Below are 14,876 nucleotides of genomic sequence, written 5' to 3'. Positions count from 1 at the left end.
TAGCGAACGGAACGGGTAGCGGCACGACGGGGTGTTGAGAGTGGACAGGCAGCAGTGGGCGTTGCCCCGAATCCGTGTACTGCAGATCGAGGATAGCCAGCTCGATGCGGAACTCGTGTTGTCCGAGCTGGACGCCGATCACATCGAATACGACGTGACGCTGGTGGACGCCGAGCGCGAGTATCTTTCAGCGCTCAATGAATTCCAGCCGGACATCGTGCTGTCCGACCTGAGCATGCCGGGGTTCTCCGGTCAGCGCGCGCTGGACATCCTGCGCGAACGCGACCAGGACCTGCCCTTCATCTTCGTCTCGGCGACACTGGGCGAAGAAGCCGCCATCGAAGCGTTGCGCAACGGCGCCACCGATTACATCCTCAAGCAGAATCCCGCCCGCCTGGCGTCCGCCGTGCGCCGCGCAATGCGCGAGGCGGAAGCACAACGCGCACGGCGGCGCGCCGAGACCGAGCTGATCCGCGCGCAGCGTTTCGAAAGTCTGGCCATGCTCGCCGGCGGCCTCAGCCACGATTTGCGCAACCTGCTGCAACCCTTGCTGCTCGCCGGCGACAGCCTGCAGGACTACCAGGAAGACCCACGTCTGGCTCGCCTCGGCCGACTGGTGCGCGATTGCGGCAAGCGCGGCCTGGACATGGTGCATTCCATGCTGTCCTTCGCGCGCGGTGCGCGTCGCGCGGAACAGGTGCGCGTGGGCGCGCTGCTCGATGCGCTGAGCCTGCTGCTGCAAGGCAGCGTGCCGCGCAACGTCACGCTCGAACTGGATGCCTACGATCCCGATCTCAGTTTCGACGGCAACCACACCGAACTGCAGCAATGCCTGCTCAACCTCAGCCTCAACGCGCTGCAGGCGATGCCTGAGGGCGGCAAGCTGCGCATCTGCGCGTCGCTTGCCACGCTGCCGGAGCATTTTTTCCAGCCCGGCGAGGATTGCCGCGAAGGCAACTACGTGTGCCTCACCGTGACCGATACCGGCACCGGCATGGACGACGCGGCGTTGCTGCATCTGTTCGAACCGTTCTACACCACCAAGGAAAGCGGCACCGGGCTCGGCCTGGTGTCATGCAAACGCATCATCGCCGCGCACGGCGGCGTGATGCGCGTGGAGAGCGTGCTTGGCGAGGGCACCAGCTTCCATATGCATATCCCGCTGATGCAGCAGCCGACCGATGTGATGGAAGAAGAGGAAACGGCGAACCTGCAAGGCGAAGCCGAGCGCGTGCTGGTGGTGGTGGAGGAAGCCGGCCAACTCTCGCTGCTGGTCGACACGCTCGACTCGTGGGGCTATCAAGCACACGCCAGCCAGAGTGGCACGGCAGCACTGCAGTGGCTCGAAGCGCAAGGCGTGCCCGACCTCGTGGTGCTCGATGCGGACATGAATCTCTTCACTGGCGTGCGCACCCTGGCCGCCTTGTTCGACCACGGCTATCGCGGCGCGGTGCTTCTGCTTGCACGTCCGGATGCGCCGCCTGATATGGATGAGCTGCCGGTGATGGAGCATCTGTACCTGGTCGACAAGCCGATCTCGACGTTGCGGTTGTTGAAGACGGTGAGGGAGGCGCTGGAGGCGAGTGCGGGGGGAGTGGGGCCGCAGGCGCCGATGTGAGGGTGGGGTTGGCCGTCGATTTGAGGTCTTGCCTCCTCTCCCCACGGAGAGCGGTGAGGCATGGTGGTGAGGGGCAACTTTGCCTCGCGGTACAGAAGTGCCGCGGTCTTCTTTAGCTCGTCATTCCTGCGAAGGCAGGAATCCAGTGACTTTGCATTTGGTTTTCGCGTGGTCCCGACCTGGCTCGCCTGCGGCGGGCTTCCGACCTGCTGCCGCAGGCCGGGTCACTTTTCTTTGCTTGCCCAAAGAAAAGTAACCACCGAGATGGTGGCAATGCCAAAAGAAAAGGCACCCCGGATGACGCGCCTTCCGGGCGAAGCCCGGAAGGTACGCGGTCGGGTTACGGGGTTTTTCGACAGGACATCCGTGTCCTGTCGAAAAACTGGCCGCATCCATGCGGCCACCCTGCGGGCTTTCCTTCACCCGCCCGCCGCTGTCATACGGGGACCCCAAGAGCCAAAGCCAAAGCAAAAGCAAAAGCCAAAGCAAAAGCCAAAGCAAAAGCCAAAGCCAAAGCCAAAGCCAAAGCCAAAGCCAAAGCCAAAGCCAAAGCCAAAGCCAAAGCACGAGTAGCCACGCTGCCCCGAGCACCCGCCCCGCACCACCGTAAAGGTGGCAATGTCCCGACCTTCTCCCCGAAGGGGAGAAGGAGAAGTGATGTGCCTTGCGCAAACCTAAGTCCGCAGCTATGGAGCAGCGCAGCGATGTGCTGCTTTAAGTCCTCTTCGCTTCGGCGCGTGACGGTGTAGCCGTACCGTCGATTAGAGAGATCGTGACGTTCCGGGCTCCAAAACCTTCAAGGCTCGTATCCCACAGAACGCTACGAGCCTGACGCTCTAAAGGCCATTTTCTTTGGGTTACTTTTCTTTTGGGCCAGCAAAAGAAAAGTGACTCGAGCGGCGGCAGCCGATCGAAACGCCCGCTGCGTAAGCGGCCAGATCGCGGCATCGCCACAAAAGCGCGACCACAGGTTATCCCGACAACTGGAAACCAAGGCGCTGGATTCCGGCCTGCGCCGGAATGACGAACAAAAACAAGACCAGCCATTCGGCTGTTGAAAAGCGCCTCCGGCCCTTGCTCCTTTAGGAGTTCTCCGGAATGGCGAGCAAAAAACAAGACCAGCCTTGGGTAGTTGAAAAGCGCCGCCCGACCCTCGTCCCCTTTGAGGCGCACCGGAATGACGAGCCAAGAAGTAAAGACATGCGCCAAAAAAACAAAAAGGCCGCACCAAGTGCGGCCTTCTCATGCGTATCGACAACCCACCCTCAATCGATACCCAACTTCTTCAACTTGTACCGCAGCGCCCGAAACGTAATACCCAATTTCTTCGCCGCCGCCGTCTTGTTGTACCGCGACTCCTCAAGCGCCTTGATGATCGCCGTGCGCTCGAGGTTGCTGATGTAGTCGTCCAGGCCGCCGCTGGCTGTCGGCGCCGCCGCCACTGCGACCGGTGCCGGTTCCGCGGCAGGCGTGGCCGTGGAAGCGGGGACCGCTGTCTCGGCTGGCGAGCGCGGAGTGCGCTGCGGCAGCATCAGGTCGCTCACGTCGATCTGGTCGCCATCGCACATCGCCATCGCGCGTTCCAGGATGTTCTCCAGTTCGCGTACGTTGCCGGGGAAGTCGTAGCCTTCCAGCGCCTGTTGCGCGGCGGGCAGCAGATGGCCGGGTGCACCGCCGCTCTTGTTGGCGAGCTGGCGCAGCACGAAGTTGGATAGCAGCGGCACGTCGCCGCGGCGCTCGCGCAACGGCGGCACGCGCAGCTCGATCACGTTGATGCGATAGAACAAGTCCTGACGGAACTGGCCCTGTTCCACCAGCGCGGCAAGGTTCTTGTGCGTGGCGGAAAGAATGCGCACGTCCACCGGCACTTCCTCGCGCGCGCCGATCGGGCGCACGGCTTTTTCCTGGATCGCGCGCAGCAGTTTCACCTGCATGTGCAGCGGCAGTTCGGCCACTTCGTCGAGGAACAGCGTGCCGCCGTGCGCGGCCTGGAACAGGCCTTCCTTGTCGCCCACCGCGCCGGTGAAGCTGCCCTTGCGATGGCCGAAGAACTCGCTTTCCATCAGTTCGGAGGGAATGGCGCCGCAGTTCACCGGCACGAACGGGCCGGTGGCGCGCGGGCCTTGTTCGTGGATGAGGCGGGCCACCAGTTCCTTGCCCACGCCCGATTCGCCGGCGATGTACACCGGCGCCTGGTTGCGCGCGAGCTTGCCGATGGTGGCGCGCACCTGCTGCATGGCCGGCGAGTCGCCGATGAGGCGCTCGTTGCCGTCGGGCTTGGCGGCGGCCTGGCCGCTGCGCTTTTCCTCGGCCAGTCGCAGTGCGGTGCGCACGAGGCGGCGCAGCATCTGGATGTCGACCGGCTTGGAAACGAAATCGAAGGCGCCCGCCTTGAGCGCGCTCACGGCCGCGTCCACGTTGCCGTAGGCGGTGATCATCGCCACCGGCGTGTCGGGATGTTCGGCGGAAATCAGCTCCACCACTTCATGGCCGGTGCCGTCGGGCAGGCGCATGTCGGTGAAGCAAAGGTCGTAGTGCCGTTCGGCGAGGGCGCGTCGTGCTTCCGTCACGGTGCCCACCGCATCCACCAGCAAGTCCATGCGGCCGAGGGTGATGGTGAGAAGCTCGCGGATGTCGCGTTCGTCGTCGATGACCAGAACGGTCTGTTGGCTCATGTCGTCAGTGCTGGCTGTGGACACGGCTAGGATAACCGCCCCCCTCGCGGGGGGCAAAGACTGAAATACGGAATTGCCTAGCCGCGCGTCAGATGTTGGTCGAAGAATCTCACGATGGTCTCGTAGGCCTGCCGTGATTCGGGCATTTCCGGGTCCGAGAAGAACGAATGCCACATGCCTTCCCAGACATGCAGCTCGGTGGCCACGCCCGCCTGGCTCAGCAGGTTCTGGCTGCGGACGACCGCACTGAGGGCCATGTCGCGGGTGCCGGTAATGAGCAGGGTGGGTGGGAACTGGCGCAGCAATTCCGGCGAAAGTCCGGGAAAAACCATGGGATCGGTCAAACCGGCGCCCTTGAAGTAGGGCAGGTCGCCCAGCCGCAGCGGGTGGGCCGGCACCGGCTCGCCGTTGAGCAGCGGCGCCACGAACATGGAATCGCCGGCCATGTCCACCAGGGAACCGCAGAAGGTGCCGATGGCGCCGGGCACAGGCAGCTTGTCGGCGATCAGCCGCGCTACCGCCTCGCCGGTGAGCACGCCACCGGCCGAGCAACCGTAGATGCCGATGCTGGCGGGCTTGTACTGCTTGAGCAGCGCGCGATAAACCGCCTCCACGTCCTCGCTGGCGGCCGGAAACACATGTTCGGGCCCTTGCCGGTAATCGATGCCGATGACCTTGATGCGCCCCAGGCTGGCGATGGGCACCGATTCCACCAGCGCGCCGCTGTGCGCGCCCCACAGGAAAGCGCCGCCGTGCAGGTTGATCAGCACGCGGCCCTGGTTCTCAGGGGCAATGCCCTGGGCCGGTTCCACCACGTCCGTCACCACGCCGGCGATGGTTTCGCGATGCGTCTTCACCGGGTAGAGCGCCATCAGGCGATGCGCGCGATCGCTGTTCATGCGGTCGTAGAACGCGCGGCTCTGCTCGATGGGCGCGGTGATCGGCGGGGCCTTGCTGCCGGCGGCGAGCATTTTGGGAAAGAGTGCGCGCGCTTCGGGCGACGCCACCGACGAATACGGCAGCGTCATGTTGCCAAGATGCACGCTGCCATCCGCACTCACGGTCGGCTTGGCATCTTGCGCGTGAAGCGCGCCGCACAGGAGCGCGATACCGAGCGCAAGGCGAACGGCAACGCGCGCGTTCACGGTGTCTTCTCGGTCTTGGCGGCGGGCGCGGCTTTCTTCGTCGCACCGTCGAACAGCTGGTGCAGCTTCAGCCAGACGCCGTTGGTCCAGCCGAAGCCGACCACGTTCTCGCTGTAGCCCGCCATCACCTTGACGTCGGCGTTGCCCAGCACCATGTTGTATTTCTCGCGGATGGTGCCGTCGTCGGCCAGACCCTGATCCACCGTGCCGGCGAACTTGCTGCCGATGCGGCGTGCATCGTCGTGGAAGCCGTAGTCATCGAGGCCCTTCACCGCCAACCAGTTGGTCGGCGCCCAGCCGAATGGCTCGCCCCACTGCACGCCGGCCGCACGGTTGTCCATGCTCAGCCCGCCCTTGCGCTCGAAGATCTTGAGGTTGCCGCGCAGTGCCGCGGCCTGCTGCGGCGACGCCATGCCCGCCCACAGCGGGTAATACGTGGTCACGTACGGATACGGCGATGGCTTGCCCGCGATGAAGTCGTAGTCGAGATACATGCCGGCCTGCGCGTTCCACAGGTATTTGTCCATCGCCGCCTTGCGAGCCTCCGCCGCCTTGGCCCAGCGATCCGCTTCGCCGGCCTTGCCCAGTTGCAGGGCGAAGTCGTGCAGGTCGCGTTCGTAGCGATAGAGCAGGCTGTTGAGGCTGGCGTCTGCGTAGTGATGCGTGGAACCGCCGAACGGGCCGAAGTGCGCATTGGTGTCGAAGCCCGACTCGCGCATCGCACGGTCGCCGTGGAAGTAGTCGGCGGTGAGCCGGTAACCATCCACCCATGCGCCTTCGCATACTTTCGATGCACGCACATCGCAGCTCGCGTCCTTCAGGCGCGCGGCCTCGGCATCATCGGGATGCTCGGAAGCCTTCATGAGATAGCCGGGATCGTCCTTGGGATGCGCACGCAACCAGCGGATCACGCCCTTGTAGTACTCGCTGTCCTTGGCTTCCAATACCGGGCCGCTGCCGAGGTCGTAGTAGCGCGCCAGCCCCGTATCGCCCGCGCGATGTTCGGGGCGCGTCCAGATCTCGTAGTTGCGCACCGCAAGCGGATACGCCTTGGCCAGCCACTCGCGTCGCGCATCGGCACTCGGGAAGGCGGCGGGATCGTCCAGCACCGCCGCCATCATCGCGGTAAGGAAGGGCGGCTGCGAACGGCTGAGGTAATACGTGCGGTTGGCGTTGAGCACGCCACCGTAGTTCTCCACCTCGTACAGCGCGTTGTCGACCATATCCTTGGCCAGGTCGAGTCGATGGTCGGCCACCAGGCCGATCTGGATGAAATAGCTGTCCCAGCCGTACATCTCGTTGAAGAAGCCGCCCGGCACCACGTACGGATGCGGCAGATAAAGCAGGCCTTGCTGGGGAAGTTTCGTTGCATCGATGTCGCCGAGCTGTTCCACCTTCTTCGGCAACGGACGCACATCGATGCCGCAACGCTTGCCGATGGCCGTCACCGCCTCCGGCACCGCTTGCCCCGCAGGCACGTACAGGACCGGATGCCCGACCACCTTGGTGTCGACCAGCGACGCACAGTCTTCCTGTGAGCGCGTAAGCGTGGTCCAGGCCTTGTCGATGTAGGCGCGCGTCTTGGCCGGATCGGGCGTGCCGGCAGCGAACGCCGAGGTCGCGACGGCGCACGATAGTGCGACGGCGACAAGGCGGGGACGAAGGAACGGCATGTGGGCTTGGCGGGTCATATCGGCTCCCGGGTGGTCGCGTGATCGTTGGGCTTCATCGTCGTGGCGCTGTTGCAACTCAAAGCGCCTTGCGCGTCAGGTGTGCCTTGCCGTCGGCGCCGTGCTCCACGGTGATGTCGTATTGCTTGCCGCGGAAATGCACACCCTTGAGCTGCAGCGACTTCCATGCGGACGGTAGCGAGGGTGCATAGGCTTCCGTGAGGCCATCGTCGTCGATGCGCAACCCGCTGAGTCCGTAGACGAAGCTCTGCACGAAGCCGGCGGACGTGGCGAGGATGTAACCCGCGTTGTTCGCCACCGTTTCGGTGCGCACGTTGAACGGCGGCTTGAGGAAGCCGACCAGGTTGCGCTGGATCCAATCGTTGGCGCCTTGGGCATCGCCCAGCTCGGCGGAACCCACGGCCAGCATCACCATCATCATTTCGTTCGGATCGTCGCCGTGTTCCTTCAGCTCGTGCAGCTGGAAGTCGAAGTCGTTGCGGCGGATCTGCGGCGTCATCGGCAGGTCGAGGTTGGGATACATCAGCCAGGCCAGCGACGAGCCCATCCAGGTGATCTTGTCGTGCGGCACGGTGGCGTCGAAGTCGAGATGGCGCTGGTTCTTATCGTCGAACGGGATATACATCTTGTCCGCGATCACGCTCCACTGCGGATCGGCCGGTGCGCCCACCTTCTTCGCCGCCTTCACCGCGATGCGCAGCGCCTTCTGCGCCACGGCATTGGTGAACGAATCGTTCGGCACGTCGTCATAGGCCTCGTCGGGCGAAGTGACGTGATGTATCTCGTAGCGGTCACTGGCCTTGTCGTAGGTGACGCGGCTGGCCCAGAACGTGGCGACCTGCTCGATCACCGGCCAGCCGTATTGCTTGAGCCACGCGTCGTCGCCCGTAGCGTTGTAGTACTGCCACTGCGCGATGGCGATGTCGGCATTGACGTGGACCTCGCGGAACACGCCGTAGGCGAAGTGCGGGGTGTAGTCCTTGCCGGTTTCCGGATCGGATTCCCACGGATACATCGTGCCCTTTACGCCGTGCTGCCTTGCGCGTTCCTGCGCGGGCCCGATGGTGCGATGACGGAACATCACGATGGGCTTGGCACGTTCCGGATGCAGCAGCAACAACGCGGGGAACACCCACGAATCGCTGTCCCAGAACGCATGGCCGGCGTAACCCGGCGTGAGCGCGCAGGCGCCCATCGGCCAGCTCGTGCCCACGGTGGTGTTGGACAGCAGGTAATAGAGATCGGAATGCACGGCCTGCTGCACCTTGGCATCGCCATCGATGCGGATATCCGACTTCCACAGCGTGTGCCATGCCGCTTGGTGCTTGGCGAGCAAGGCATCGAAGCCGGTCTTGCGCGCCTGCGTGGCCAGCGCGAGGTCGGCCTGCGCATTGCCGCCCCAACCTTCGCGCGAGGCGGCAATGTACTTGGTGAAGCGGTAACTCTGGCCCTTGTGCACCTTGGCCTTGAGGTTCAGCGAGAGCTTGTACGGACTTTTTTCAAGCTGTACGTCTTCGACATCGAGTCCCTTGGGAAGCTCGATGGCCACCGCCTGCGCCACGGCCACACCTTGTTCGGCCCGGCCATCGAGCCACAGCGTGAGCGTCTTGGTGTCGCCACCGTTGGATTCGATGCGCACCACGCCCGGATACCACACCGCCGCGCGGTCCGGCGTGGGCACGGGTTTGTTGTCGAGGTTCTGTCCGCTGGCGATCACGGCGGCGATCATCTCGTCGCCCGTCATCTTGCCGATGGGAAAGCGTGGCTGGTGTTCCGACCACAGGCGGATCGGAAACGTGAGCTGCACGCTGCCGTCGAACTGCGGCGTGATGGTGAGGCGCGTGGCGGCGAGATGGCCGGCGTCCTGGCTCACAAAGGTGGTCACCTGCACATCGGTGGCCTTGTTGGCATAGGCGAAGCGGTACTTCGTGCTCAGCGTGGCGCCGTACATGTCCAGCGTCTGCGAGTAGTCGGTGAAGATCTCCTTGGCCACGCGCGTGGAATTGAGCCAGCCGCCGCCCGGGTTGTAGTCGATCTCGTTCCAGCCGGGCATGGCTGCGGGGCGCGCGATATCGTCCTTCGCATAGTCCATGGTCGCCACCATGTAGCCCATCGTCGGCTCCGTGCCGCGTACCGAGGTAAGCGTGGAGAAGTAACCGTTGGCGAGATAGCTCGGGAAATAACTGCCGAACTGTTCCGACGTGCCCGTGAGCACGAAGCTGGGATCGGTGGCCGCGCTCACGCGGGCGGCGACAAACAGAAGGCCGAAGGCAGCCGCGCGGGGCAGGTGTCGTAGCAGGGGCGTCATGGCGTTGCGTATTCCTCGTTCCATCATTCAAAAGTTGCGCGCTCAGCGCGCGGGTCCAAAGGGATTGGTGATGCCGGCCATCCACGGATCGTGCGTGGCGGTGCGCCAGCGCGCCAGTTGCGTGCGAACGTCGGCGAGTGCGGCGGCGTGCGCAGGATCCCTGGCCAGGTTCACGATTTCGTCGGGATCGGCTTGCAGGTCGTAGAGTTCTTCATCAGGCCGGTGCTCGAACGCTTCCAGCGTGCGTTTTCCCAGGCGAGCGCCGGGCGTGGACGTGATGGCCTTCCATGACGGCGACAACGCCACGTCGCTGGCAATGGGCACGCGCAGGCTCGGCTGCAGGTTGCGGAAATAGCTGTAGCGCCGCGTGCGCAGCGAGCGCGTGGGGTAGTACTGGTCGATCTCATGGAACGAGTGCGTGGCGAACACCTCGTCCCAACCGCTGGGCGAGGTCTGTTCCAGGATCGGCAACAGCGATCGACCCGGCAGCGGCAGATAGCGATAACCCTGCGGCGGCGATACGCCGGCCCAGTCGAGGATGGTCGGCGTGATGTCGATCCAGCTCACCATGGCGTTGTTGCGGACGCCACGGTGCGTGGCATGTGGCGCACGCACGATCAGTGGCAGGTGGATGCCTTCGACGTAGAGATTGTCCTTGGCGCCGGGAAACGGACGGCCATTGTCGGAGAGGTAGATCACCAGCGTGTCGTCGGCGTGGCCCGACGCCGCGAGTTCGCGCAGCAGGATGTCCACGCCGCTGTCCATGCGGCTTACGGCTTCGTAGTACTGGGCCAGATCCTCGCGCACGCCGGGAAGGTCGGGCAGGTGCGAGGGAATGGTCACGTCCTGTGGGCGATAGCGCATGCGCTTCACTTCAGGCCAGTCACGCGTATTGCCGAACTGCGAAGGGTCGCCCGCGCGGTGCGGGTCGCTGTATCCCACGGTGAGGAAGAAAGGACGTGCGCCTTGTGCACGCATCCATTGCCCGGCGGCGTGTCCCATCGCGGCGACGTCGCGATTGCCAGCCTGCTCGGGCAAAAGCCACGCGTCGTACGCCAGCGCGGCTTCCGGCTTCACGTGCAGCTTGCCCACCAGCGCGGTGGCGTAGCCGTGTTGCTTGAGCATCCACGGCAGCGTCTTCACGTCTTCCAGCAACGAGAAGTTGTGTACGTCATGCGCCAGGCCGTACATGCCGTTGGTATGCGAATACAGGCCCGTATATAGCGTGGAACGGCTCGAACTGCAGGAGGACACCGAGGCATAGGCGTCGGTGAACAAGGTGCCTTCGCGTGCGAGGCGATCCAGCGTCGGCGTGTGCACGGCGGTGCCGAGGCTGGACATGTCATAGCCGTGGTCGTCCGCCACGATGAGCAGCACATTCCGCGCCGCCTTGGCCTGTTGTCCCGTGGCCGCGTCTGCCGTCCACTTCGATGTCACCGCGGCCGTCGCCGCCATCACGCCCGACGCCAGGAACTGGCGACGCGTGAAGCTCACGCCGCGCCCTCCGGCGCCAGCAGCGCGGGAGTGGCGGAGCGATCGGTTTCGCGCTTGAAGAAGAACAGCGTCACCAGGATCAGCGTCATCGGCACCAGCGAGAAATAGAACGCATGGATGCCGCCGAAGTTGGTGAAGACGATGGCCGTGATGCGCGAGCCCAGCGTGCCGCCGAGCGCCGAGAAGATCACGATGAGCCCGGTCATGGCTGCATGCGCCGGCTTGGGCAGCGAGCTGAGCGCCACCGAATTGATCACCGGATAGATCGGCGCCATCAGCAGGCCGATCAGCGGGATCAGGTAGGCCGCTACCGGTGCGTTGGACCAGCCCACATCCGCACCCACCGTCGCATGACGCGCCAACGGAAGCACGAGGAGGATAAGCGCACCCATGCCGACCACGCACAGGTTGAGCAGCACATGCCAGGACATCCGACGCAGCAACTGGCCCGCGATAATGCGACCCAGCGCCGTGGCGCCGGCGAGGATGCTCGCCATCTGGATGCTCATTGCATTCGGCAGCTTGAGGATCTCGTTGTTGAACGTGGGCAGCCAGGTGCTGAAGCTCTGCTCGATCAACACGTAGAGGAAGGCGGAGAGCAGGAACACATACACCAGCGTGCGCATCAGCAGGCGGTACATCTCGCGCAGGGCGTTACCCATCGACAGCCGCACTTCGCCATGCGCCGCCGATTCATCAAGCGACGCGCCGGAAAGCAGCGCCACCGTGCCGAAGCACAGCACGGCCAGCACCCAGTACACGTTGAACCACGACGGGTTGGCCGGATGGGCGTGGTCGATGAAAGCACTGAACAGCCAGCCGCTCGCCAATACGCCGAGCATGAACAGCCCTTCGATGGTGTTGGTGAGGCGGCCATGCTCGGCCTTGTTGTTGGTCAGCAGGCCGATGGAGGAGTAGACGGACACCTTCGCCAGCGCGAACGACACGCCAACGCAGGTGAACAGCAATTCGGTGGTGTGGAAGCTGGGGAACAACGGCATCAGCACGCAGGCGCCACCCACGATGCACAGCGCCAGCATCATCGCGCGGCGATAACCCAGCCGCGGCAGGAACGACGCCACCAGGAACGAGGTGACGGCGATCGGCAGGTCCTTGAACAGCTCCAGCAGGCTGGCCTGCGGTTTGTCGATACCGAAGGTGTGGATGGACTGCAGGATCACCGTGCCGACACTGTTGAGCAGTATCGCAAACACCATGTAAATCGACGCCAGCGCGACGACCATGCGAAACCGGTTCATGCACACCTCGTGATGAGGTTTCTAAAAAGGTCCCGGGCCGCCGCACTCGTGGCGGCCCGGGACAGTCGAGGGAAGTGCTCTGGTGAAACGCCTTAGAAGTTGTACTTGACCTGCAGGTTGACCTCACGACCTTCGATCGAGCGGGCGAGGATCACGCCGCCCGCACTGGCAAAGCCGAACAGGCGCGAGTTGCCTTCGGTGATGCCGATCTCATTGGTGAGGTTGGTGCCCTGCAGGTTAACCTGCCAGTTGTCGCCGATGTTGGCCGTGGCACCGAACGCCAGCGTGTGGTACTGGCCGAGCGGCTGCTGCTCGATCAGGTCGCCGTAGCGGTTGCCGACGTATTCGTAGGTCAGCCACAGCTTCATGCTGCCGAAGCCGGTGGGCCACTGGTACGAGGGCGTCAGGATGCCGTGGAACTTCGGCTGGCGCTGCAGCTGCATGCCGTTGAGGCTGGCGCAACCCTCGTCTCCGTTCTGCATCAGGTACGGCGTGCACGCGGCGCTGTGCGTGTAGTGACCGTCCATGTAGTTGCCGCTGAACGCGATCTGGAAGCCCTTGTCGCTGGGAAGCGGCTTCAGCACCGTGGTGAAGTTGATGCCCTTGGTGGCCGAGCCATAGTCGAACGAGAACTGCTGGCCGTTGCCCTGCGTAATCGTGTACGGCACGTTGTAGAACAGCTTGCGGTACGCGTTCACGTCGACGTACACCCAGTCGGCCTGGTACTTGAAGCCCACTTCCATGTTGTGGATCTTGTTGATCGGCTGGCTGGGCAGGCCGCGCAAATCATCGAAGCCGGGGAAGTGCACGCCGTCGTTGACGCGTGCGTACACGCTCATGTTGCTCTGGATCTCGTAGTTGGCACCGATGGTCCACGAGGGCGCGGTCTTGGCGTAGTTGATGTACGTGTTGCCGCCGGTGAGGTACTGCGAGTTATTGTTGTAGAGCGTGGTCGGGTTGTTGTCGAGATCGCCCGTGGCCGTGTTCTGGATGCGACCGTTGGCTTCCTGGCGTTCCTCGCGGACGCCGACGTCGAACAACCACTTGTCGACCTTCCACGAATCGGTGAGGAAGAAGGCGGTGTTGAAGCCGTTCCACGCTTCGCGGATCGCCGTCGACGGGCCGCTCACGAAACCGCCCGGGCTCGACAGCACGTCACCATTGCTCAGCGTCACGGCGATCGGATACGGGTTGTTCTTGGCCTGCAGCAGCATGTTGTTGCCGAGCAGCCAGTTGTCGTGGTCGTTGTAGACGGCGGTGTAGTTGCCGAACGTCAGCGTGTTGCCTTCGAAGATGTCCTTGCTGATATGGAACTCGTTCGTCGCGCCCTGGATGCGCTTGTGCACGTACCAGTAGCCCTGCGTGGTGACGTTCTGGTTCATGTCCGCCGCGCCGCCGTTGTTGACGTAGGTGGCGGTGGCAGTGGTGCCGGCCGGCAGGTCGTTGGCCGCGATCTGGTCGTCGATGTAGCTGCCCAGCGTCTGCGGGTTGGCGCCCGTGCTGAAGAACGCGACCGTGTTCATCTGGCCGCCGGTGAAGTTGAACTTGTCGGAGATGTTCCAGCCGTCGCCGAAGGTCAGGTCAAGGTTGCCGCCCACGGAGATCACGTCCGCGCCGCGGCCGTCGGCGAGGTTTACATGTTGGCCAGCCGGCTGGCAGCCCGCGGTGTTGCAGGGCGTGGTCTGCAGGAAGGCGTATTGATCAGCCTTGCTGCCGAAGGTGCCGGTGAGCGCATCGAAGCCGGGGTAGTTCTCGAACTGGCCACGGCTCGGGTTGAGGATGGGCGTGTCGGTGACGAACTGGTTGTGATCCTTCAGGTCGCGCGCGTAGAACATGATGGAGCCGCTGTCGCCGAAGTTGTGCGTCAACGTGGCGGTGAGCGAGCCGCCCTTGTCGGCGTCGAACTGCGGATCGCGCACGCCATCGGACTGGCGCCAGAAGCCGCCGACGCTGCCGTACCAGCCATCGGCGATCTTGAAGCCGTAGAAGCCGTCCAGACGCACCAGGCCTTCCGAACCGTAGGTGACGCCAACGTCACCGCTGGGCTGATCGGTACCTTCGCGCAGGATGAAGTTGGCGGTGAGGCCGGGCTGGCCGTTGCCGTACAGCACGGCCGGGCCGCCGAGCACGAATTCCGCGTGGTCGATGGTGTCATCGAGTCGGAACATGGAGGAGTTTTCCATGAACGACAGCGTCGGCATGGGATAGATCGGCGAGCCGTTGATCTGCAGCGTCGCGAACGGCGCATCGCCGCCGCCCGGGAAGCCGGCCACTTCGATGTTCGCGCCCGTCTGGCCGCCCGACGATTCCGGGAACACGCCCGGCGCCATCTTCAACAGGTCGGCCGTGCTCTTGGGATTGAATTCGCGAATCTGGTCGAGCGTTGCGGCGGTGACCGAGTAGGCCGTGTCGATCTTCTTCAAGCCGCCAGCGGCGGCGGTGCCGGTGACCACCACCTGGTCAAGGTTGGTGGCGTTCTTCTGGGTGGGCGGTGGTGGCGTGGGCGCGGTGCCCTGCGCGGCAGGCCCGGTTGGCGGTGTGTTTGAGGTGGTGTCTTGTGCGTGTAGCGAACCGGCGGCGAGTAAAGCGGCGATGCTGGTGACAAGCAGCCGACGAGTCATGCGTTGCGTGTTCATGGTGTTTCCTCCCCATCAAAGAAAAGCTGTCGTTTGTGTTTCTTAGGAGT

At 64.0% G+C, this 14,876-nt stretch carries 9 protein-coding genes; 1 reads left to right on the top strand and 8 read right to left on the bottom strand.

Annotation, left to right across the window (positions count from 1 at the left end; all coding sequences use genetic code 11):
- Window positions 1–61: 61 nt before the first annotated feature.
- The gene (locus ABIC75_RS08295; protein ID WP_354013371.1) at window positions 62–1,618 is read left to right on the top strand and encodes a response regulator; all 1,557 of its coding nucleotides are present in this window, start codon (window positions 62–64) and stop codon (window positions 1,616–1,618) included.
- A gap of 436 nt (window positions 1,619–2,054) precedes the next feature.
- Here the strand turns inward: ABIC75_RS08295 and ABIC75_RS08290 are convergent, their stop codons facing one another.
- From ABIC75_RS08290 to ABIC75_RS08255, 8 genes are all read right to left on the bottom strand, one after another.
- Window positions 2,055–2,195: a hypothetical protein gene (locus ABIC75_RS08290; protein WP_354013750.1), complete on the bottom strand. Its 141-nt coding sequence runs from the start codon at window positions 2,193–2,195 to the stop codon at window positions 2,055–2,057.
- A 688-nt stretch (window positions 2,196–2,883) separates the two neighbouring features.
- Window positions 2,884–4,293, bottom strand: coding sequence for a sigma-54-dependent transcriptional regulator (locus tag ABIC75_RS08285; RefSeq protein WP_354013370.1), 1,410 nt, complete (start codon window positions 4,291–4,293; stop codon window positions 2,884–2,886).
- A 77-nt stretch (window positions 4,294–4,370) separates the two neighbouring features.
- Complete coding sequence (locus ABIC75_RS08280; protein WP_354013369.1) at window positions 4,371–5,438, bottom strand: alpha/beta hydrolase; 1,068 nt, start codon at window positions 5,436–5,438, stop codon at window positions 4,371–4,373.
- Window positions 5,435–7,129 (bottom strand): trehalase family glycosidase, encoded by a 1,695-nt coding sequence (locus ABIC75_RS08275; protein WP_354013368.1) that lies wholly within the window; start codon window positions 7,127–7,129, stop codon window positions 5,435–5,437. Before ABIC75_RS08275 ends, ABIC75_RS08280 begins: the two co-directional genes overlap by 4 nt.
- Window positions 7,130–7,187: 58 nt before the next feature.
- A complete protein-coding gene (locus tag ABIC75_RS08270; RefSeq protein WP_354013367.1) occupies window positions 7,188–9,437 on the bottom strand; it encodes a glycosyl hydrolase family 95 catalytic domain-containing protein in 2,250 nt (749 codons plus the stop codon).
- A 42-nt stretch (window positions 9,438–9,479) separates the two neighbouring features.
- Window positions 9,480–10,931 (bottom strand): sulfatase family protein, encoded by a 1,452-nt coding sequence (locus ABIC75_RS08265; RefSeq protein ID WP_354013366.1) that lies wholly within the window; start codon window positions 10,929–10,931, stop codon window positions 9,480–9,482.
- On the bottom strand, window positions 10,928–12,190 hold the full coding sequence (locus tag ABIC75_RS08260; RefSeq protein WP_354013365.1) for an MFS transporter: 1,263 nt from the start codon (window positions 12,188–12,190) through the stop codon (window positions 10,928–10,930). Before ABIC75_RS08260 ends, ABIC75_RS08265 begins: the two co-directional genes overlap by 4 nt.
- A gap of 92 nt (window positions 12,191–12,282) precedes the next feature.
- On the bottom strand, window positions 12,283–14,826 hold the full coding sequence (locus tag ABIC75_RS08255; protein ID WP_354013364.1) for a TonB-dependent receptor: 2,544 nt from the start codon (window positions 14,824–14,826) through the stop codon (window positions 12,283–12,285).
- Window positions 14,827–14,876: the final 50 nt, after the last annotated feature.

Origin of the sequence: Dyella japonica (assembly GCF_040545895.1) — a bacterium.
GTDB lineage: Bacteria > Pseudomonadota > Gammaproteobacteria > Xanthomonadales > Rhodanobacteraceae > Dyella > Dyella japonica_D.
This window is presented reverse-complemented; position numbering and strand designations above follow the sequence as displayed.

Bases quoted from the DNA above. Each gene is read 5' to 3' on its own strand.
- ABIC75_RS08255 (WP_354013364.1), bottom strand. From the start codon at position 14,826: ATGAACACGCAACGCATGACTCGTCGGCTGCTTGTCACCAGCATCGCC.
- ABIC75_RS08285 (WP_354013370.1), bottom strand. From the start codon at position 4,293: ATGAGCCAACAGACCGTTCTGGTCATCGACGACGAACGCGACATCCGC.
- ABIC75_RS08260 (WP_354013365.1), bottom strand. From the start codon at position 12,190: ATGAACCGGTTTCGCATGGTCGTCGCGCTGGCGTCGATTTACATGGTG.
- ABIC75_RS08275 (WP_354013368.1), bottom strand. From the start codon at position 7,129: ATGACCCGCCAAGCCCACATGCCGTTCCTTCGTCCCCGCCTTGTCGCC.
- ABIC75_RS08270 (WP_354013367.1), bottom strand. From the start codon at position 9,437: ATGACGCCCCTGCTACGACACCTGCCCCGCGCGGCTGCCTTCGGCCTT.